We start from the raw sequence: 20,070 nt of genomic DNA on the forward strand, positions 1-20,070 counted from the left end.
GCGCCGGTGCCCTGTGCTCCTCGCTCCGGCGAGGGGCGGCGCGGAACTCGCTGCGCTCAGACACCCGCGCCTCTTCGCCCTCGCCGGACCTGCGGTGCTCGGCTCGCTACAAGGCGGGCCTGACAGCCGCAGCGTAGACCCGTGGCCGCACGCAACCTTTGTAGAGTCGAGCCGTGCTCGACTCACGCGCGCAGCGCGGGCTTCGCTTTTCATTCTTTCATTGCGCGGCTGGCATGCACGTAGCCTGTCAGAGGCCGGGCGAGGTGGGTTTGCGGGGGTGTAAGCGCCATTGATGGCGCGCCCAAGCCCCCATGGATGGGTTTACGGCGTCCCCCGCAAGCCCACCTCGCCTGGCCCAACCGCAGAATGCCGCTCTGCCAGCCGCGAGGGGGCTCAGCCCGTTGGCCGGAAACCCTTCACCACTTGAACAGCACCAGGCTGATCGCCAACGTGCCCATGCCGGCCACCAGGCCGTAGACCGTTTCATGCCCCTTGGCGTAACGCTTGGCCGCCGGCAGCAGCTCGTCCAGGGCCAGGAACACCATCACACCGGCGATCAGTCCGAACACCCAACCAAACGTGGCGTGCGACAGCGACCCTGACAACAGCCAGTAGCCCAGCGCCGCGCCCACGGGTTCGGCCAGGCCCGACAAGAGGCTGGCCGAGAACGCGTAGAACTTGTTCTGCGTGGCGAAATACACCGGCACCGCGATCGCGATGCCCTCGGGGATGTTGTGGATGGCAATGGCGAAGGCCAGCGGCATGCCCACCGACGGGCTTTCCAGCGTCGCGAAGAAGGTCGCCAGCCCCTCCGGGAAGTTGTGGGCGGTGATCGCGATCGAGGTCAGCAAGGCGACCCGCTTCAGATACTCGCGGCTGTTGTCGCGGAAGGTGGGGTCCTGTTTGTCCAGGCTGTCATGCGGATTCGGGATGAAGTGGTCGATCAGCACGATCACCACCACGCCCAGCAGGAACGCCAGCGTTCCGTAGGTGAACCCGGTGCGCTCGCCATAGGCCAGCGCGAACGAGGCGATGGATTTGTTGAGGATCTCCGACAGCGAGACGTACACCATCGCGCCGCCGGCAAAGGCCAGGCCGAAGGCCAGCAGGCGCGGGTTGGGGCGGCGCGAGAACAGCACCAGCAGGCTGCCGATGGCAGTGGCCAGGCCCGCAGCGAGGGTGACCGCCAGGGCGATCCAGATGTTTTCGGGGGGGATCTGCAGCATGTACCGACGCGTTCCTTGTCATCAAGCAATCGCCCCGGCACGGGCCGGGGCGGCAAAGGCGAGGCGGGCGTCGGCTGGCCTCGTCAGCGGCAGGCGATCAGCCGCCGCGGCGCAGGCTTTCTTCGATGGCGAAGCACTGGTCCGGCTTGGGTTGTGGCGGGTTGAAGCTGACCGGCACCTGGATCGTGGCCGGCACGGCCTCGCCATTGCGGGTGGCGGCCTTGAACTGCCAGCCCTGCACGGCGGTCTTGGCCAGCTCGTCCAGCTGCGGGTTGCCCGCGCCGGTCAGCAGGGTGACCTCGCTGGGTTTGCCGTCGGTACCGATCACCACCTTGAAGGTGCTGGTGCCGCCCACGCCGGTGCAGGCCAGCTCGAGCGGGTACTGCGGTGGCGGCGTCTTCACTGCGGCCACCTCGGTGGGGGCCGCAGCCGGCGCTGCCGGCGGCTCGGAGGTGCCGCAGCCGGCCAGGCTGGTCGCGGCAAGCAGGGACAGGCTCAGCAATCGCACGTTCATTTCAGTTGCTCCGTCAGGGCCGAAGTCTTCGCTGCGCAGATGAAGTCGTTCTCGCTCAGGCCGCCCACGTCGTGGGTGGAATAGCGAACGACGGCACGGTCGTAATGGACGCCGAGGTCGGGGTGATGGTCTTCGCCGTGGGCAATCCAGGCCAGTGCGTTCACGAAGGCCATGGTGGCGTAGTAGTCCTTGAAGCGGAATGTGCGCACCAGCGCCTGCCCGGCCTCGGCCAGCTCCCAGCCGGGAACCTGCGGCAGCAGTTCGGCCAGGCGGGCCTCGCCCAGCTTGTGGTCGCTGCCCTTGCGCGGCACGCAATGCGCCTGTGCCAGCGGAATCAGGTCGGCCATGGGTTCCTCCACCTCGTGTTGACTGAACAATGCGCCGGCCGGTGTATAAAACGAATGAGCGGCTGACGCTTACTTGGCTAGAATAGCCTGATGATCCAGATCTCCGACACTGCCCAGACCCATTTCCGCAAGCTGATCGAACGCGAGGGCGTGCCCGGTATGGGCGTACGCTTGAGTGCGGTCGACCCCGGCACCCCGCGCGCCGATGCCCGGCTGGAGTTCGCCGAGCCGACCGACCTGCTCGGCGACGAGTGGGCGGTGGACTGCGATGGCTTCACGCTCTATGTCGACGCTACCAGCGTTGGCTGGCTCGATGGCGCGGAAATCGACATCGTGCCCGGCACCGCCGGCACCCAGCAGCTGACGATCAAGGCGCCGCGGATCAAGGGCGAAGCGCCCGGCGATGCCGCCTCGCTGGTCGAGCGCGTGCATTGGGTGGTGGAAAACGAAGTCAATCCGCAGCTCGCCTCGCACGGCGGCAAGGTGGCCGTGCAGGAAGTCTCGGCCGACGGCGTGGTACTGCTGCGCTTCGGTGGTGGTTGCCAGGGCTGTGGCATGGCCGACGTCACCCTCAAGCAGGGCATCGAGAAGACCTTGATGGGCCGTGTGCCCGGCGTAACCGCCGTGCGTGACGCTACCGATCACGACAGCGGCCACGCACCGTATATTCCGCGCGGCAACGCCGCCTGATCGCCAACGCGTGCCTCTGCCCAGAGCCGAGCAACTCATCGACCTGCTGCTGGCGCGCCAGCAGCGTCCCCCCATCCTCGAGAAGAAGACCGGCCTGCCGTATGGCTGGGCAATCTGGCTGCGGACGCTGACGCCACTGCCACCTTCCTTCCACGCACGCGACCTGATCGCGGTGCTGCTGCCGCGGCCGCTGCCCGGGCCGCCGGGACAATTGCCGGCGCTGGGGCCATGGGCGTCCCTGCGTCGTCTGTTCTGGCAGGACTGGGATCCGGCGCCTCGTGACCAGCGCTGGATGCGCTGGACGTCGGCGCTGCTCAGCGCGCTGCTGCATCTGTTGTTCTTCCTGTTGCTGCTGTGGGTGGCGGTGATCCGCACATCTTCGCCGGACGAGCAGGGCAGCGAGGGTGACCGCGTGCAGATTGAATTCGTCGGCCGTGCTGCGCAGGAAGGCGGCGGCGACCAGGCCGGTACCGAAGCGGCTGCCGCTGCGGCCGCCGGTGCCACGGCCGCAGGACAGGAGGCGGGAGCTGCCACCGCGCCGCGCCCGCAGCCGGCTGAACCTGCGCCGGCTTCTGCCGCCACGGCTGCTACAGCGCCGACCGCCAGCGTGCCGCCACCGCCCGAGGTCGAGCCTGCACCGATTGCTGCACCGCCGCCCTCACCGGTGCAGGCCACCGAAGTGGCGCAGGCCACCACCGATTTCGTGGTGCCACCGATGGCGCCGCCACGGACCGAGGTCAGCATCGTTCCGCGCGATACCGTCCCGACCGTGCGCGAGCGCAGCGTGCAGCCGGTGCAGGCGACGCCGATGCCAACGCCGGTACGCACGCCCGAGGTGGCCGTGCAGGCGCCGCGCGTGCGCGATGTGGAGGTGCAGGAACGCGAAATCGCCACGGTCGAAGCGCCGGTGGCGTCGCAGACCCTGCGTACCACCGACATCCCGGTGCGCGTGCCGCAGCGTGAGGTGCAGGTGCGCGAACGCGAAGTTCAGGCCATGACCGATCCGCAGGTGCGCATGGCCACTGTCGCGGGGCGCGAGCCCACCGTGCGTGCGCCTGCCGGTCGCGAGGTGCAGGTGCGCGAACGGGAGGTTGCAGCCGCTCCGGTTCCGGCAGTGTCGACGTCGGCCGGCAGTGCGACGACGCCTGCACCGGCGCCAGCCGGTAGCGCAGCCCGGAACGACACCAGTGCGGCGCGTCCAGCAGCGACCAGCGCGGCCTCCGCGCAGGCGGGCGCACGCCCGGCGCCGACCCCGGGCAACTGGGCGACACCTGCACGCGGTGACGATTGGGGCGCCTCCAGCCGCAATCGCGACGGCGCCAATCAGGGCGCTGCGCAGGCCAGTGCCGGCAAGGGCGAGGGCCTGTTCAATGCCGACGGCAGCGTACGCGTGGCCGGCCAGGACGGGGGCGGCAAGGCCGAGCGTGGCGCACCCGGTGGAGCCAATGATGGCTGGAGCAAGGAACGCATTGCCGAGTCCGGCAGGTGGCTTAAGCGGCCGCCGTACGACTACACGCCCACATCGTTCGACAAATACTGGGTGCCGCAGGAATCGCTGCTCGCCGAATGGGTGCGCAAGGGCGTCAAGGCGATGGAGATTCCGTTGCCGGGAACCAGTACGAAGATTTCCTGCGTGATCTCGATCCTGCAGGCCGGTGGCGGCTGTGGTCTCACCAATCCGAACATGCAGGACCAGCCCGCCGTGGCGCGTCCGCCGCCGGATATCCCGTTCAAGAAAGAGCTGCAGGAAGATAACGGCAGCCGGTAGGGCGGCGGATCCACGCGTGGCGTGGATCTACCCGGTCGGATGCACAGTAGATCCACGCCATGCGTGGATGATCCCTGCGCGGGGGCACGGCATGCCGACCAAGGCCGGCCTCTACCGGGTCACGCGCTCTGCGACAGGAACACCCAGAACGGGACGTCGCGGCCCACCCAGTCACGGCTGGCTTCATCGAGGATGTCCAGCAGCGTGTCGAACTCCTTGCCAGCCCCTGCGCGCAGGGCATCGACATCGGCCAGGAACAGCGCATAGCCATTGGCCGGCAACCATTGCAGGTCGCGCAGGTTGTCGGCCAGTGCATCCCAGTTGCCGCCGAAGCCGGCGGGGAAATCAAGCTGGGCGGCCAACCGTGCCAGCAAGGTGCGCTTGTCGCTCACGCCATCCAGATCGATCCGGATCACCTTCAGGTCGGCATCGCGCATCGCTGCCGACAGTGCGCTGATATCCGAGCTGTCGATCGCGTAGACGCCGGCATTGTTGATGTCATGCAGGCCGAGGCCGAAATCATCATGGCTCATGGGCGTTCTCCGGAGGCCGGTAGAGTGAAGCTGCGGAACGATTCGTAGTGATCATCGGTGTAGTACCAGGCATCTGGCGGGGTGCCACCGGTGACGATGCGTCGCGCGCCACGGTTGCCTGCACCCGGCGTGTCGACGGTGTACTCGCGGTAGTAGCCACGCGGTCGCTGTGGCAACCGTTGTTCGCGGTTGCCGAAGGTGCTGCCGTCCTGGCGGTGCGGGAACGGACCACCACGCTGGATCAGTGCGATGGTCTGGCGGGCTTCGGCCGGCAGGAAGGTGGGTAGGGCGCTGTCGCTGCCGCTGTTGCGGACTGCCGGAGCACTGGCGGCCGGCGTGCCCTGCAGGTCAGGCGCGAACTGCGGCGGCGCTGGCCGCTGCAGGAAATGATTGGCGACCAGGCCGAGCAACAGCAGGGCGATGGCGGTGATCAACAGCCGGGGGTTGCGCATGAGCAGAGGCGGGCGAGGGTGGTGTGCCCACTGTAGCGCCTGCGCGCTGCACCCTGCATGAGGCCGCGCGCTGCGTCACCTCCGGGTAACAATTGCCGGCATGCTCACCTGCAGGACGCAATTTCCTTTACATCCCCCTTGGTAATCTGGCGGTCTGTCCCCATCATTCACCGCGCACCGCCCGACGATGCCGTCGGGTGCCCTCGCTATCAGGAGATGCATCATGGCCTACACCCTGCCCAAGCTGCCCTACGCCTACGACGCGCTGGAACCGCATATCGATGCGGCGACGATGGAAATCCATCACACCAAGCATCACCAGACCTACATCAACAACGTCAACGCTGCGCTGGAAGGCACCGAATACGCCGACCTGCCGGTCGAAGAACTGGTGAAGAAGCTGAAGTCGCTGCCGGAGAACCTGCAGGGCCCGGTGCGCAACAACGGTGGCGGCCACGCCAACCACTCGCTGTTCTGGACCGTGATGGCGCCGAACGCGGGCGGCAACCCGGTCGGTGATGTGGCCAAGGCGATCGACAAGGACCTGGGCGGTTTCGACAAGTTCAAGGATGCCTTCACCAAGGCCGCGCTGACCCGTTTCGGCAGTGGCTGGGCGTGGCTGAGCGTGACCCCGGACAAGAAGGTCGTGGTCGAGAGCAGCGGCAACCAGGACAGCCCGTTGATGGAAGGCAATACCCCGATCCTCGGTCTGGACGTGTGGGAACACGCGTACTACCTGAAGTATCAGAACCGTCGTCCGGAATACATCGGCGCGTTCTTCAACGTCATCGACTGGAACGAAGTCGAGCGTCGTTACCAGGAAGCGATCGCCTGATCGCAGCGCCTGCGTGAACGCGAAAAGGCCGGGGGAGACCCCGGCCTTTTCGTTTGCGCATCGGTAGTGCCGGCCGCTGGCCGGCAACCTCATGGTTCTCATTCGGTGGTGGCGGGCACATCCTGCAGCCGCAGCGTCGCCATCACACCCAGGCGCAGGCCGGGCAGATCGCCATCGGCGGGCAGCAGGATCGCCTGCTGGCGGATGCCGCCGAAGTGCTTGACCTGGAACAGAACATCCAACCCATGGCCACTGGCTCCACCGCCGCTGGCCGCCGGTGCGCCAGGACTGCGCCGGGACGGTTGGAAGCCAGGTGTGCCGCGCACAAGCTCCACGGTGCTGGCGGAGAAATCCCCGGCGATCAGGCTCGGCATGCCTTCCGCCGTGGCACCGATCCAGGTCATCAGGTCGCTGGTCTGATGCTGTCGGGCCGTGGCCTCATCGGGCTCCGGACGCAGGCGTGCGACATAGACGTTGACGTCGTTGTCGCCCAGGCGCAGGCGCATCATGCCGGCGGCACTGAAGGTGCCCGGCGGGTGCAGCAGGGTGACCCCGTCCTCGCTGACCGGCAGCCGGCTGAGCATGGCGTTGCCATGCCGGACCGGCTGGCTCGGCGGGTCCGCGGTGACGAAATCGCAGCTGTAGCGCAGACGGCTGGCCAACCAGCAGGCCGGATTGCGCCCTTGCTGCTGCAATACCTGCTGCACCGAAATCACATCCGGCTGCAGATCGGTCAGCAGCTGCAGCACCTGTTCGCGGCGCTGCTTCCACTGGCCCTCGTCACGGCTGGGCAGTTCCAGCGCGGCAACGGTCAATTGCCGCACTTCGGTGGCAAGGCTGGTGGCCGGCGGCGCCTGTGGCCGGGCCAGCGCAGGCACGGCCAGCATGAGGGCAAGGCAGCTGGGCAGGATGCGGGCGAAGGGCAGGGGGCGCATAACGATAAGTTTACGCTTTTACCGTGCAGGTTCCGTGACTTCCGGCAGGGCTGGAAATGCCTGCCATGCTTTGCTGCGGCTGTCATGCAGCCCTGCAGCGTGCTTCGCACGCACAGGTTCCGGTACTCTTGCGCCTTTCGTTTTGCAGGAATGCCTTACAGGATGAGCCACGACGCAGTCGCCCCCATCGCCGGCCAGGGAAAGATGCCGCGCCAGATCCCGTACATCATCGGCAATGAGGCCTGCGAACGGTTCAGTTTCTACGGGATGCGCAACATCCTGGTGCAGTTCCTGATCACCTCGCTGCTGCTGCAGGAAATCACTGCGGAAGGTCGTGCCGGTGAAGCCAAGGACATCATGCACAGCTTCATGATCGGCGTGTATTTCTTCCCGCTGCTCGGTGGCTGGCTGGCCGACAAGTTCTTCGGCAAGTACCACACCATCCTCTGGTTCAGCCTGGTCTACTGCATGGGCCATCTGTGCCTTGCGTTGTTCGAGGGCAGCCGTGAGGGCTTCTTCCTCGGCCTGGGCCTGATCGCGCTGGGTGCCGGTGGCATCAAGCCGCTGGTGGCCTCGTTCATGGGCGACCAGTTCGACCAGAGCAACAAGCACCTGGCCAAGATCGTCTTCGACGCCTTCTACTGGATCATCAACTTCGGCTCGCTGTTCGCCTCGCTGCTGATCCCGCTGGTGCTGAAGAACTGGGGCCCGCAGTGGGCCTTCGGCATTCCGGGCATCCTGATGTTCGTGGCCACCTTCGTGTTCTGGCTGGGCCGCAAGCGCTACGTGCTGGTGCCGCTGCCGCCGAAGGACCCGCATTCGTTCGCCAATGTGGTGCGCACCGCACTGACCGCGCGCGTCGCCGGTCAGGGCCGTCCGGGTCTGGCCATTGCCGTGGCTGGGCTGGTGCTGGCTGTCGCCTCGTTCGGCCTGGTCGGCTCGCTGGGCATCGTGATCTGCCTGTGCCTGGCGCTGGTGTCGATCCTGGCCGGTGTCGGCGGCGGTACCTGGTTGCAGCTGGACCGCGCCCGCGGCCAGCACCCGGCTGAAGCCGTGGAGGGCGTGCGCTCGGTGCTGCGCGTGCTGGTGATCTTTGCCCTGACCACGCCGTTCTTCTCACTGTTCGACCAGAAAGCCTCGACCTGGGTGCTGCAGGGCCAGCAGATGCAGATGCCGAGCTGGTTCACCGCCTCGCAGATGCAGGCGCTGAATCCGTTGCTGGTGATGATCCTGATTCCGTTCAACAACCTGGTGCTGTACCCGGCCCTGCGCCGCTTCGGCTTCGAGCCGACCGCGCTGCGCCGCATGACCGCCGGCATCGCGTTCAGCGGCCTGGCCTGGATCGTGGTCGGCGGCATCCAGGTGGTGATGGACGGTGGCAATGCGATGTCGATCTTCTGGCAGATGCTGCCGTACGCGCTGCTGACCTTCGGCGAAGTGCTGGTCTCGGCCACGGGTCTGGAGTTCGCCTACAGCCAGGCACCGCAGGCGATGAAGGGCGTGGTGATGAGCTTCTGGAACCTGACCACCACCATCGGCAACCTGTGGGTGCTGCTGTCCAATGCAGCCGTGCGCAATGACACGGTCACCCACCAGATCGCCAGCACGGGCTTGAGCGAGGCGGCCTTCCTGATGTTCTTCTTCGCCGGGTTCGCTTTCGTCGCGGCGTTGGCCTTCGGTTGGTACGCGAAACGCTATCGTATGGTCGACAACTACCGCACCGCCTGAGCCTGACATGACCCCCGTCAATCTGCTGTTGATCGCCATCACCGCCATCCTGTCGTGGATGGCGTTCAACAACCGCAAGCTGGCCGACCGCCTGATCCTGTGGCCGCCGGCGGTGGATCGCCATCGCCAGTATGACCGCCTGATCACCTATGGCTTCATCCACGCTGACTGGTCGCACCTGATCTTCAACATGATCACCCTGTTCTTCTTCGGGGGATTCATCGAGAGCGTGATGGTGCAGCTGACCGGCAGCTACCTGGTCTATCCGGCGTTCTACGTCGGTGCGCTGCTGGTCTCGATCCTGCCCAGCTACCTGAAGAACCAGAAGAACCCGAACTACCTCAGCCTCGGTGCGTCCGGGGCGGTGTCGGCGGTGCTGTTCGCCTTCATCCTGATCAAGCCGTGGTCGATCATCCTGGTGTTCTTCATCCCGGCGCCGGCGATCGTCTATGCCGCGTTCTACGTCGGCTACAGCATCTGGATGGACAAGCGCGGCGGCGACCGCATCAACCACAGCGCACACCTGGCCGGTGCGGCGTTCGGCGTGATCTTCATGCTGGCCATGCAGCCGAGCATCTTCAGTCACTTCCTGCGCGAGCTGTCCAACCCGACCTTCCGCCTCGGAGGCGGTTGAGGGTGGCCGGGGTCGGATCCACGGGATCCGACCCCCGGGGCTGCGGCCCCGCTCCGGGTCAGGCCCGGGTTTCCTGACCGTAGGTATCCAGCAGGCGGGAGAACACTTCCTCGCCGATGCTCTGGAATGCCTGGTCTTCGGTCTGTCCCTCCACGGCCAGTTGCAGCAGGCCCTCCAGCAGGGCGTGATCGGTATCGGGATGGGAATCGCTGGGGTGCATCGCGGGCCTCCACGGCAGAGCGCTTGATCAACATCAACTGTCGCAAGGGTCATGCCAGTCTGGCGCACCCCTGCAAAGGGGTTAGCGGCCGCCCGGGCTGCAGCTTGAGGGCAACAACTGACGCAGCAGGCGCTGACTTGCCCCTGTTCAGGCTTCACGCGATCATGGCGCCCGCCTGCGCACCATCCACGCAGTCGCCGCAGGAGACAGTCCCATGGCTTCGGTCACGCCCCCCGGTCTGGCTTACGAGGTCGAACATGATCAGGTCAACCACCGTTTCACCGCCCGCGTGCGCGGACAGGTGGCACTGTTGGACTACCAGATCAAACGCAGGCGGATGGTCATCACCCATACCGAAGTGCCCGAGCCGATTGCGGGCCGTGGCATTGCCGGTGAGCTGACCCGGGTCGCACTGCGTTTCGCCCGGGAGCAGAAGTACAAGGTGGTGCCGGCATGCGCCTATGCCGAGGCCTTCCTGCAGCGGCACGAGGAGTATCACGATCTGCTTGTGGGCTGAATCCAGCGGGCCACGCTTCAGCCAAGGCAGGCGATGATGTATGAACATGAACAGGGGATCCCGATGAAGATTGGAAACAACCGGCCACTGCACGCCAGCGTGCTGGCCGGCGCTATGGGCGTGCTGTTGCTGGCCGGTTGCCAGCGTGACAACGAGGCGGCACCTGCCACCGACGCCGCGCCTGCGGCCGAAGCCACAGCCACCGCCGAGACGCCCGCAGCGGAAGCGCCGTTGGATCTGCGCGATGTGATCGAGAACAATGAGCGTGAAGTGGTCGGCATCAGCTACCCGGCTGGCATTGATCGCTATCCGGGGTTGGCACGCGCGCTGCAGGCCTATGCCACGTCCGCCCGCGGCGATCTGCAGCAGGCGCTGGACGGGCTGGGCAACGACAAGCCGACCATGCCCTATGAGTTGTCGCTGAGCTTCGAGAAGCTGCTGGAAACGCCGCAGCTGGTGGTGGTCAGTGCCGACGGCAGCCGCTACACCGGTGGCGCCCACGGCGAACCGTTGGTTGCACGTTTCGTGTGGCTGCCGGCGCAGCAGCAGATGTTGAGCGCCGACAAGCTGGTGACCGATGCCAAGGGCTGGAAGGCGATCAGCGATTTCGTCGCCGACCAGCTGCGTGAGCGTGTGGCCACCCGCCTCAGCGGCGAGGACATGGACCCGTCGCAGCTGCAGGAATCGCTGCGCAATGCCTCGCGGATGATCGCCGACGGCACCGGTCCGCAGGCCGACAACTTCAGCCAGTTCCAGCCGCTGACCGACGACAAGGGCCAGATCACCGCGCTGCGCTTCGTGTTCCCGCCTTACCAGGTGGGTCCATACTCGGACGGTACCCAGACCGCTGACGTGCCGGCCTCGGTCGTGTTGCCGCACGTGGCCAAAGACTACGTGGAGCTGTTCGCACGCGGGTAACCGTAGACGAGGAGGTGGCGTGGACACAGGGTTGCAGGAGCGGGTCACCGGCCTGCTCCACGAAGCCGGGGTCCAGATCGATGGAACCCGGCCGCAGGATATCCAGGTGCATGATCCGCGTTTCTTCGCGCGGGTCATGGCGCACGGCTCGCTCGGGCTGGGCGAGAGCTACATGGACGGCTGGTGGGACGCCAACGTCCTCGATGAATTCCTGTTCCACCTGATGCAGGCGCACCTGGACGAACGGGTGCACGGCTGGCGCGAGCTGGCTGACGCCCTGAAGGCGCGCCTGTTCAACCTGCAGGCCGGGCAGCGCAGCTATGAAGTCGGCCGCCGCCACTATGACCTGGGCAATGATCTGTACCAGGCGATGCTCGGCCGGCGCCTGGTCTACAGCTGTGGGTATTGGCGCAACGCCAACGATCTGGATGCGGCGCAGGAAGCCAAACTTGATCTGGTGTGCCGCAAGCTCGGGTTGCGCCCGGGGCAACGCGTGCTGGATATCGGCTGCGGTTGGGGCGAAGCGCTGAAATTCGCCGCTGAGCGCCATGGTGTCAGTGGCGTGGGCATCACCATTTCTCAGGAGCAGGCCGACTACGCGCGTGATCTGTGCGCGGGCCTCCCGATCGAGATCCGGCTGCAGGACTACCGCGAACTGGACGAGCCGTTCGATGCGGTGTTCTCCATCGGCATGTTCGAGCACGTCGGCGACAAGAACTACCGTAGCTTCTTCGATGTGGCACGGCGCTGCCTGTCGCCGCGCGGGCTGCTGCTGTTGCACACGATTGGCACCAACATCTCGCGCCATCGCACCGATCCATGGATCGCGCGCTACATCTTTCCCAATTCGATGCTGCCGTCGGCGGCGCAGATCAGTCGCGCATTTGAAAGGCGCTTCGTGCTGGAGGACTGGCACAACTTCGGCACCGACTACGATCTGACCCTGCAGGCGTGGCGGCGCAATGTGGAAGCAGCGTGGCCGACACTGGATGCGCGGCGCTATGACGAGCGGTTCCGTCGCCTGTGGCGGTTCTACCTGGCTGGATCGATGGCGACGTTCCGCAGTCGGCATGCGCAGTTGTGGCAGCTGGTGCTGTCACCGCACGGAGTGCCGGGGGGATATGTGGCACCGCGTTGATTGCTGGGAGCATCCACGCATGGCGTGGATCTACTGGGATGCCGCACAAAAAAACCGCCCGGTCGCCCGGGCGGTTTTCGTTTCACGCTACGGTGCCGGCGATCAGTTGCCAGCGCCGGTCAGGCCACGCTTCTCCAGCAGCGGTTCGATCTGCGGCTCGTGGCCGGCAAAATCGCGGAACAGCTGCATCGCATCCACGCTGCCACCCTTGGACAGCAGGGTTGCGCGGAAGTGGTCGCCGTTCTTGCGGCTCAGGCCACCGTTGTCGCGGAACCACTTCTGGGTGTTGGCGTCCAGCACTTCCGACCAGATGTAGGCGTAGTAGCCGGCCGAGTAGCCGCCCATGATGTGGCTGAAGTACGGGGTCTTGTAGCGCGGCGGAACCGGCGCGTAGTAGATGCCGTCCTTCTCCAGCGCGGCGCGCTCGAAGGCCATCACGTCCTTGGCGGCCGGCACCTGGTCCGGGCCGATCTGGTGCCAGCGCTGGTCAAGCATCGCCGCGCCCAGATACTCGGTGGTGGCAAAGCCCTGGTTGAACTTGGCCGCGGCCAGCACCTTGTCCAGCAGCGCCTGCGGCATCGCCGAACCGTTCTGGTAGTGCTTGGCGTAGTTCTTCAGGATGGCCGGGTTGTCGGCCCACATTTCGTTGACCTGCGAGGGGAACTCGACGAAGTCGCGCGGCACCGCGGTGCCCGAGAAGTACGGGTACTTCACGTTCGAGAACATGCCGTGCAGGGCGTGGCCGAACTCGTGGAAGGTGGTGCTCACCTCATCCCAGGTCAGCAGCGTCGGCTGGCCGGCCGGCGGCTTGGGGATGTTCAGGTGGTTGGCCACCACCGGCTTGAAGCCGGTCAGCTTGGACTGCGAGACATACGAGTTCATCCATGCACCACCGCGCTTGGACGCACGTGCGTACGGGTCGAAGATGAAGATCGCCAGCTGGCTGCCGTCGGCATCGAACACGTCATAGACGGTGACATCATCGTGGTAGACCGGAAGGTCGGTGCGCTGCTTGAAGCTCAGGCCGAATTCCTGGCCGGCCGCGTAGAACACGCCGTTCTCCAGCACGTTCTTCATTTCGAAGTACGGCTTCAGCTGCGACTCGTCGAAGTTGTACTTGGCCTGGCGCACCTTCTCGCTGTAGAAGGCCCAGTCCCACGGTTCCAGCTTGAAGGTCGGCTTGCCGGCGGCCTTCTGTTCCTGGTCGATCATCGCCTGCAGGTCGGCGGCTTCGCGCTTGGCATTGGCCACCGCGGCCGGTGCCAGCTTGCCCAGCATCGCATTGACCGCTTCGGGGGTCTTGGCGGTCTGGTTGGTCAGGTTGTAGGCGGCGAAGTTGGCAAAGCCCATCAGCTTGGCCTTGTCGGCGCGCAGCTGCATGATGCGTGCGACCAGCGCGGTGTTGTCGAACTCACCGCCGCGGCTGCCACGGGTGGTGGAGGCTTCGTAGATCTTCTGGCGCAGCGCGCGGTTGGCCAGGTTGGTCAGCGGCGGCTGGCCGGTGGTGTTGAGCAGGGTGATCACGTACTTGCCGTCCAGGCCACGGGCCTTGGCGGCTTCGGCGGCGGCAGCGATCTGTTCCTTGGACAGGCCGTCCAGTTCCTTGACGTCGTTGACGGTGATCGCCGAAGCGTTCACTTCCGACTGCACGTTCTGGCTGAACTTGGTGCCCAGGTTGGCCAGCTCGGCGTTCATCTTCTTCAGCGTGGCCTTGTCGGCCTCGGACAGCTTGGCGCCGGCGCGCACGTAGTTGTCGTAGTACTTCTCGACCAGGCGCACGCCTTCAGCGTCCAGGCCCAGGGTGGTGCGGCTGTCATACAGCGCCTGGATGCGCGCGAACAGCTTGCCGTTCAGCGCGATCGCATCGCTGTGCGCGGCGAACTTCGCCGAGTAGTCGGCCTGCAGCTTCTTGCGGGTGTCGTTGGTATCGGCGCCCACCAGGCTGAAGAACACGGTGGTCGCGCGGTCCAGGGTGTCACCGCTCTTTTCCAGGGCGATGATGGTGTTGTCGAAGGTCGGCTTGGCCTTGGTGTTGGCGATCGCCTCCACTTCCTTCAGCTGCTGCGCCATGCCGGCGTCGAACGCCGGGGCGAAGTCGCTGTCCTTGATCTTGTCGAACTGCGGGAAATGCAGCGGCAGCGGGCTGTCGGCGAAGAACGGATTGGCCTGCTGGGCGTTGGCGGCGGCCGGGGTGGCGGCGCTGGCCGAATAGGCGGGCAGGGCAAGGCCGAGGGTCATGGCCACGGCAAGGGCAAGACGGGTGGTCAAGGTCGATACTCCGGTAAGGCAAACAAGGGCCCGAGGGTAACCCGGCGGCAGGGCCGGGCACTTGTGTCAAAAGGCATGCAGGCAAAGCCGCCCCGCATTAGAGCCACCCCATGGGTGGCTGCCCGGGTACCATGCAGAACACCGCCCCCAGGCCAGCCGCCATGACCACCGCCTACGATTTCAGCTTCCGCGACCTCGACGGCCAGCCTCAGGCCTTGGAGCAGTACCGCGGCAAGGCGCTGCTGCTGGTCAATGTGGCGAGCAAGTGCGGTTTCACCCCGCAGTACACCGGGCTGGAACAGCTGTGGCAGGGATATCGTGATCGCGGCCTGGTGGTGATCGGCTTTCCCTGCAACCAGTTCGGCGCGCAGGAACCAGGCGATGCCGCGCAGATCCGCCAGTTCTGTTCGATCGATTACCCGGTCAGCTTCCCGCTGTCGCAGAAGATCGAGGTCAACGGCGAGGGCGCCGACCCGCTATGGGCGTGGCTGTCGCACGAAAAGCGCGGGCTGCTGGGCATCGCCCGCATCAAGTGGAACTTCAGCAAGTTCCTGGTCGATCGCAACGGGCAGGTGGTGGATCGCTATGCGCCGACCACCAAGCCGGAGCAGCTGCGCGGCGGCATCGAAGCACTGTTGTAGAGCCGAGCCCATGCTCGGCTGCGTTTCCAGGCGGACGGCGTGTGCGTGCTGCGCGCGAGCCGAGCGCGGGCTCGGCTCTACAGATGCGATGCGTTATTTCTCGACGAACGCGCGCTCGAACACGTAGTGGCCGGGTGTACCGATGCGTGGCGAGGTCTGGAAGCCGCGGCTGTCCAGCACGCTGCGCAGGTCGGCCAGCATCTGCGGGCTGCCGCAGATCATCGCGCGGTCGTTCTCCGGGCTCAGTTCCGGCAGGCCCAGGGTGCGCTGCATTTCGCCGCTTTCCATCAGCTGGGTCAGGCGGCCCTGGTTGGCGAACGGCTCACGGGTCACCGCCGGGTAGTACAGCAGCTTGTCGCCGATCATCTCGCCCAGGAACTCATGCTCGCGCAGTTCCTTTTCGAAGTAGTCGCGGTAGGCCAGGTCCTTTTCGTAGCGCACGCCATGGCAGAGGATCACCTTCTCGAAGCGCTCGTAGGTTTCCGGGTCCTTGATGACCGACAGCCACGGTGCCATGCCGGTGCCGGTACCCAGCAGGTACAGGTTCTTGCCGGGGTGCAGGTCGCTGATCAGCAAGGTGCCGGTGGGCTTCTTGCCGACCAGTACCTTGTCGCCCGGCTTGATGTGCTGCAGGCGCGAGGTCAACGGGCCGTCCTGCACCTTGATGCTGAAGAACTCCAGGTGTTCTTCCCAGTTGGCGCTGGCGATGGAGTACGCGCGCAGCAGCGGCCGCGCCTCGGTCTCCAGGCCGATCATCACGAACTGGCCGTTCTCGAAGCGGAAACCGCTGTCACGGGTGAGGGTGAAGCTGAAGTAGGCGTCGGTCCAGTGGCGGACCTCAAGCACCGTTTCGGCGCCGAAAGCGGAGGACATGGGCGTATCTATCGGAAGTCGTCGGGACAATTCTATCTCAAATGAGACAGGTTCTCATTAGGCGGAACGAGAGGCGTTCTCAGCGGTAACCGGCCGCCTGCAGCTCGAACAGCTCGGCATAGCGGCCGCCCTGGGCCATCAGCTGCTGGTGGGTGCCGCTGGCCTCGATCCGGCCATCAGCCAGCACCAGGATGCGGTCGGCCATGCGCACCGAAGAGAAGCGATGGGAAATCAGCACGGCAGTGCGATTATCCGCCAACTCCCTGAACCGCTGGAACACCTCGAACTCGGCACGGGCGTCCAGCGCCGCGGTGGGCTCATCCAGGATCATCACCTGTGCATCGCGCATCCATGCGCGGGCAATGGCGATCTTCTGCCACTGGCCACCGGACAGGTCCACGCCCTGCTTGAAGCGGCGGCCGATCTGCTGGTCGTAGCCGGCGGGCAGGGCCGCGATCACTTCCTCGGCCATGCCGCGGCGGGCGGCATCGGTGATCCGCGCGTGGTCGTCCATCGCTTCCACCTGGCCGACGCCGATGTTCTCGCCGGCACTGAGGTTGTAGCGCACGAAGTCCTGGAAGATCACCCCGAGATTGGCGCGCAGATCGTCCAGGTCGTAGTCGCGCAGGTCGCGGCCATCGAGCAGGATGCGGCCTTCGTCGGGCTCGTACAGGCGTGCCAGCAGCTTCACCAGGGTGGTCTTGCCCGCACCGTTCTCACCGACCAGCGCCAGCACTTCGCCCGCGCGCAGCTGGAAATCGAGGTGGCGCACGGCCCATTGCTCGGCATCGGGATAGCGGAAGCCCACGTCCTCGAACACGAAGCCCTCGCGGATCGGCTGCGGCACGCGCACCGCGTCCTTGCGCGAGTGGATTTCCGGTTCGATCTGGAAGAACGAATACAGGTCGTCCAGGTACAACGCCTGGCTGGCCACTTGCGAGAACCCGATCAGCAGGCCTTCCAGCAACTGGCGCAGACGCAGGAAGCTGCCGGCGAGGAAGGTCAGGTCACCTATGGAGAAATCACCGCGCACCGTACGCCACGCGATATAGGCGTAGGCGGTGTAGTAGCCCAGCGTGCCCAGTGCGGCCAGCAAGGTGCCCCAGAACGCACGCCGCCGGGCGAGCGCGCGGTTGGCCAGGAACAGCGCTGCCGACAAACTGCGGTAGCGGTCGACCAGGAACCGATGCAGGTTGAAGATCTTTACTTCCTTGGCCGTTTCCACACTGGCGCCGAGCTGGCGCAGGTAGTCCAGCTGGCGGCGCTCGGGCGTCCACAGGAAGTTGAGGCTGTAGCCGGCCGCATTGAAGTGCGACTCGCCGATGAAGGCCGGCACCAGCGCCAGCGCCAGCAGCAGGATCAGCCACGGCGCATAGACCAGCAGGCCGACGGCCAGGCTGGCGACGGTGATGGCATCCTGCACCTGGCCGAACAACTGGCTCATCAGGTTCATCCGGCCCATGGTCTGGCGCCGCGCACGGTCCAGCTTGTCCTGCAGGTCCGGGTCCTCAAAGTCCTCCAGGTCAAGGGTGGCCGCGTGCTCCATCAAGCGCACGCTGGTGGCGTTGGCGAACAGTTCCGACAGCAGGGCATCGGCATAGCTGACCAGGCGGCCGAGCAGGTCCGAGGCAATGGCCAGGCCCAGTTCCAGAGCCAACAGGCCGAGCAGTGGAGTGAGCAGTCCACTGGACAGGGCCTCACCCAGCGGTGGGAAGCCGGCATCATGCTGGCTGAGGTGCAGCGCGGTATCGATGATGAGCTTGCCGACATACAGCATCGCCACCGGCAGCAGCGCGCGGATCAGGCGCAGGCCAAGACTGGCCAGGGTCAGGGCGCGGCTGGTCTGCCACACCTGGCGCAGGAACGGCGGCAGGTTGCGCATGGCCTTGAAGCGTTGACGCAGGCTGGGTTTCTTTTCGGTGGCAGCAGGCATGTCGCCATTGTGCGCGCCTGATACGTGCAGATGGGGTCAGGGCAGGGTGTCCCGTTCCATCAATCAACCTTCCCCTCGAACCTTCAGCAGCGGTCGAGCAAACGCGACATCTACCGGTTTCCTTCATCCACGCATGGCGTGGATCTACCGTGCCGACCAAGGTCGACACCTACCAAAGCGGGATGCCGTACCGACAGGCCGCGGGAAACTGTCGAAGGCGGGGTGGGTCCGGTTGCGGGAGTGTCAGCCGCATGGATGCGGCTGCCAAGCCCCCAAGGACGGGTTTACGGCGTCTCCCGCAACCGGATCCACCCCGCCATCCCTCAGGAAGCCAGCTTTTGAAGTTGCTGTTGCTGTTGAGGTTGCCGGCCAGCGGCCGGCACTACAGGCGGGTGCCGGGCGGCAGCCCGGCCAACAGAACCCTCTTACGGCAGCGGCGGCAGCAGGCCCGCGCCCAACCGGTTCCAGGCATTGATCACCGCGATACCCATGCTCAGGTCACTGATGCCCTTCTCATCGAAGTGCGGCGCCAGCGCGTCGAACGCTTCCTGCGACGGTGCACCGTCGGTCAGCCGGGTCAGCGCCTCGGCCCAACCCAGCGCGGCGCGCTCGCGTTCGTCGAAGAACCGGCTTTCATGCCAGGCCGGCAGCGTATCGAGCTTGCGCGGCTCGATACCGCCCTTGCGCAGCGCCGTGCCGTGCATGTCCATGCAGTAGCCGCAGCCATTGAGCTGGGAGACGCGCAGGAACAGCAGTTCCATCAACGTCGGGTCGATCGAACTGTCATGGACCGCCTTGCTGGTAGCCAGCAGGCCCTTGAAGGCCTCGGCAGCCAGGCGGGTGTAGGGAACGCGGGGAGAGGCATGGTCGGACATCTTCAGCTCCACGGCAGCCACCATGGCCGCCTTTCATTACAAGGACGCCGCAGTGTCCGCATGCGTGACAGCCGTCGGCAGTTTTTCCGGATTGAGCACGCTGTAGACATTGGCGATGCGGCCATCGACCACTTCGATGGTGGTGACCGAGTGCAGGCGGTCGCCGTGGAAGCGCAGGATGGCCGGTTCGCCGTTGACGTAGCCCAGCTGTGCCGGATGCACTGCGCCGCGGCGGGCGATGGCCCAGAACAGGCGGCCGATGCGTTCGGCGCCCAGCAGCGGTCGCACCGCCGCGGTGACTACGCCACCGCCATCGGAGACCAGCAGCGCGTTGGCATGCAGCAAGGCCTGGATCGCTTCGCTGTCGCCAACCTGGGAAGCCTCCATGAAACGCGCCAGTAGTTGCCGGTGCTGGCTGGCATCGGCATTGAATCGCGGCCGCCCGGCCAGCAGACGCTGCCGGGCGCGGTGCACCAGCTGCCGGCAGTTGGGTTCGCTGTGGCCGATCAGTTCGGCGATTTCGCGGTAGTCGTGGTCGAAGGCTTCCTTCAGCAGGAAGGCGGCGCGCTCCTCCGGGCCCAGTTGTTCGAGCAGGGTCAGGAAGGCCACCGAAACGTCGTCGGCCAGCGCGTGCAGCTGGGCCGGGCCGGGCGCCGGGTCGGGTTCCAGGCTCACCGCCAGCGGTTCCGCCAGCCACGGCCCGACATAGTGGGCGCGTTCACGCTTGGCCGCGCGCAGCCGGTCCAGTCCCAGGCGGGTGGTGGTGGTGACCAGCCAGGCCTCGGGGTCGACGATGGTGGTCGTATCGCTGCCGGCCCAGCGCAGCCAGGCGTCCTGCACCACGTCCTCGGCGTCGCTGCGGCTGCCCAGCAGGCGGTAGGCCAGGGCCATCAGGCGCGGCCGGTGGGTGTGGAAAGCGGATTCGGCGTTCATGTGGGCAAGGACGCGCCAGTGAGGCGTGGCGTGACAGAGGGCAAGGGTCAGATCTTGCCGGCCAGTGGCCGCCACTGCCACCCCGCGGTCGA

The 20,070-nt window shown here is 66.0% G+C and carries 21 protein-coding genes; 9 read left to right on the forward strand and 12 right to left on the reverse strand.

Going from position 1 to position 20,070, the window contains the following annotated elements; all coding sequences use genetic code 11:
- Positions 1–416: 416 nt before the first annotated feature.
- The 3 genes from zupT to HUT07_RS06345 all read right to left on the reverse strand — a co-directional run bounded on the left by zupT (position 417) and on the right by HUT07_RS06345 (position 2,087).
- On the reverse strand, positions 417–1,226 hold the full coding sequence (gene zupT / locus HUT07_RS06335) for a zinc transporter ZupT (RefSeq protein ID WP_176020209.1): 810 nt from the start codon (positions 1,224–1,226) through the stop codon (positions 417–419).
- A gap of 97 nt (positions 1,227–1,323) precedes the next feature.
- Entirely contained in the window at positions 1,324–1,740 is a 417-nt protein-coding gene (locus HUT07_RS06340; protein ID WP_176020210.1) for an energy transducer TonB, read from the reverse strand.
- Complete coding sequence (locus HUT07_RS06345; protein WP_089236179.1) at positions 1,737–2,087, reverse strand: 4a-hydroxytetrahydrobiopterin dehydratase; 351 nt, start codon at positions 2,085–2,087, stop codon at positions 1,737–1,739. The genes HUT07_RS06340 and HUT07_RS06345 overlap by 4 nt, the downstream gene beginning before the upstream one ends.
- Before the next feature lie 90 nt (positions 2,088–2,177).
- On the opposite strand from HUT07_RS06345, the gene HUT07_RS06350 reads away from it, so the two are divergent.
- Positions 2,178–2,777: an NfuA family Fe-S biogenesis protein gene (locus tag HUT07_RS06350; RefSeq protein ID WP_049466593.1), complete on the forward strand. Its 600-nt coding sequence runs from the start codon at positions 2,178–2,180 to the stop codon at positions 2,775–2,777.
- A 10-nt stretch (positions 2,778–2,787) separates the two neighbouring features.
- Complete coding sequence (locus tag HUT07_RS06355; RefSeq protein WP_176020211.1) at positions 2,788–4,545, forward strand: hypothetical protein; 1,758 nt, start codon at positions 2,788–2,790, stop codon at positions 4,543–4,545.
- A 119-nt stretch (positions 4,546–4,664) separates the two neighbouring features.
- Here the strand turns inward: HUT07_RS06355 and HUT07_RS06360 are convergent, their stop codons facing one another.
- Positions 4,665–5,078 carry a barstar family protein gene (locus tag HUT07_RS06360; protein ID WP_176020212.1) on the reverse strand — a complete coding sequence of 138 codons (414 nt, stop codon included), beginning with the start codon at positions 5,076–5,078 and terminating at the stop codon, positions 4,665–4,667.
- Positions 5,075–5,530 carry a ribonuclease domain-containing protein gene (locus tag HUT07_RS06365; protein WP_176020213.1) on the reverse strand — a complete coding sequence of 152 codons (456 nt, stop codon included), beginning with the start codon at positions 5,528–5,530 and terminating at the stop codon, positions 5,075–5,077. The genes HUT07_RS06360 and HUT07_RS06365 overlap by 4 nt, the downstream gene beginning before the upstream one ends.
- A 223-nt stretch (positions 5,531–5,753) precedes the next feature.
- Between HUT07_RS06365 and HUT07_RS06370 the strand changes: the two genes are divergently transcribed.
- On the forward strand, positions 5,754–6,365 hold the full coding sequence (locus tag HUT07_RS06370) for a superoxide dismutase (RefSeq protein ID WP_089236174.1): 612 nt from the start codon (positions 5,754–5,756) through the stop codon (positions 6,363–6,365).
- A 98-nt stretch (positions 6,366–6,463) separates the two neighbouring features.
- Here HUT07_RS06370 and HUT07_RS06375 read toward each other — a convergent pair whose 3' ends face one another.
- Positions 6,464–7,300, reverse strand: coding sequence for an endonuclease/exonuclease/phosphatase family protein (locus HUT07_RS06375; protein WP_176020214.1), 837 nt, complete (start codon positions 7,298–7,300; stop codon positions 6,464–6,466).
- Between the two features lie 162 nt (positions 7,301–7,462).
- Here HUT07_RS06375 and HUT07_RS06380 point away from each other — a divergent pair, with 162 nt between their 5' ends.
- Both HUT07_RS06380 and HUT07_RS06385 read left to right on the forward strand, forming a co-directional pair.
- Positions 7,463–9,028: an oligopeptide:H+ symporter gene (locus HUT07_RS06380; protein WP_176020215.1), complete on the forward strand. Its 1,566-nt coding sequence runs from the start codon at positions 7,463–7,465 to the stop codon at positions 9,026–9,028.
- A gap of 7 nt (positions 9,029–9,035) precedes the next feature.
- Entirely contained in the window at positions 9,036–9,662 is a 627-nt protein-coding gene (locus HUT07_RS06385) for a rhomboid family intramembrane serine protease (protein ID WP_025876742.1), read from the forward strand.
- A gap of 58 nt (positions 9,663–9,720) precedes the next feature.
- Here the strand turns inward: HUT07_RS06385 and HUT07_RS06390 are convergent, their stop codons facing one another.
- On the reverse strand, positions 9,721–9,882 hold the full coding sequence (locus HUT07_RS06390; protein ID WP_176020216.1) for a hypothetical protein: 162 nt from the start codon (positions 9,880–9,882) through the stop codon (positions 9,721–9,723).
- Positions 9,883–10,096: 214 nt separating this feature from the next.
- Between HUT07_RS06390 and HUT07_RS06395 the strand changes: the two genes are divergently transcribed.
- The 3 genes from HUT07_RS06395 to cfa are packed head-to-tail and all read left to right on the forward strand — an operon-like array spanning position 10,097 to position 12,455.
- Entirely contained in the window at positions 10,097–10,399 is a 303-nt protein-coding gene (locus HUT07_RS06395) for a GNAT family N-acetyltransferase (RefSeq protein WP_089236171.1), read from the forward strand.
- A 36-nt stretch (positions 10,400–10,435) separates the two neighbouring features.
- Positions 10,436–11,317, forward strand: a complete 882-nt coding sequence (locus HUT07_RS06400; protein ID WP_176020217.1) for a DUF3298 and DUF4163 domain-containing protein — start codon at positions 10,436–10,438, stop codon at positions 11,315–11,317.
- A 19-nt stretch (positions 11,318–11,336) separates the two neighbouring features.
- A complete protein-coding gene (gene cfa / locus HUT07_RS06405; protein WP_176020218.1) occupies positions 11,337–12,455 on the forward strand; it encodes a cyclopropane fatty acyl phospholipid synthase in 1,119 nt (372 codons plus the stop codon).
- A 102-nt stretch (positions 12,456–12,557) separates the two neighbouring features.
- Here cfa and HUT07_RS06410 read toward each other — a convergent pair whose 3' ends face one another.
- Positions 12,558–14,723 carry a M3 family metallopeptidase gene (locus tag HUT07_RS06410; RefSeq protein WP_176020219.1) on the reverse strand — a complete coding sequence of 722 codons (2,166 nt, stop codon included), beginning with the start codon at positions 14,721–14,723 and terminating at the stop codon, positions 12,558–12,560.
- Positions 14,724–14,884: 161 nt separating this feature from the next.
- Here HUT07_RS06410 and HUT07_RS06415 point away from each other — a divergent pair, with 161 nt between their 5' ends.
- Positions 14,885–15,364, forward strand: a complete 480-nt coding sequence (locus HUT07_RS06415) for a glutathione peroxidase (RefSeq protein ID WP_176020220.1) — start codon at positions 14,885–14,887, stop codon at positions 15,362–15,364.
- Between the two features lie 93 nt (positions 15,365–15,457).
- Here HUT07_RS06415 and HUT07_RS06420 read toward each other — a convergent pair whose 3' ends face one another.
- From HUT07_RS06420 to HUT07_RS06435, 4 genes are all read right to left on the reverse strand, one after another.
- Positions 15,458–16,237, reverse strand: coding sequence for a ferredoxin--NADP reductase (locus HUT07_RS06420; RefSeq protein WP_176020221.1), 780 nt, complete (start codon positions 16,235–16,237; stop codon positions 15,458–15,460).
- A 79-nt stretch (positions 16,238–16,316) separates the two neighbouring features.
- Complete coding sequence (locus HUT07_RS06425; protein ID WP_176020222.1) at positions 16,317–18,170, reverse strand: ABC transporter ATP-binding protein; 1,854 nt, start codon at positions 18,168–18,170, stop codon at positions 16,317–16,319.
- Positions 18,171–18,595: 425 nt separating this feature from the next.
- Positions 18,596–19,045, reverse strand: coding sequence for a carboxymuconolactone decarboxylase family protein (locus HUT07_RS06430; protein ID WP_176022489.1), 450 nt, complete (start codon positions 19,043–19,045; stop codon positions 18,596–18,598).
- A 36-nt stretch (positions 19,046–19,081) separates the two neighbouring features.
- Positions 19,082–19,978, reverse strand: coding sequence for an RNA polymerase sigma-70 factor (locus tag HUT07_RS06435; RefSeq protein WP_176020223.1), 897 nt, complete (start codon positions 19,976–19,978; stop codon positions 19,082–19,084).
- Positions 19,979–20,070: the final 92 nt, after the last annotated feature.

It is taken from the genome of Stenotrophomonas sp. NA06056, from assembly GCF_013364355.1.
Lineage (GTDB): Bacteria > Pseudomonadota > Gammaproteobacteria > Xanthomonadales > Xanthomonadaceae > Stenotrophomonas.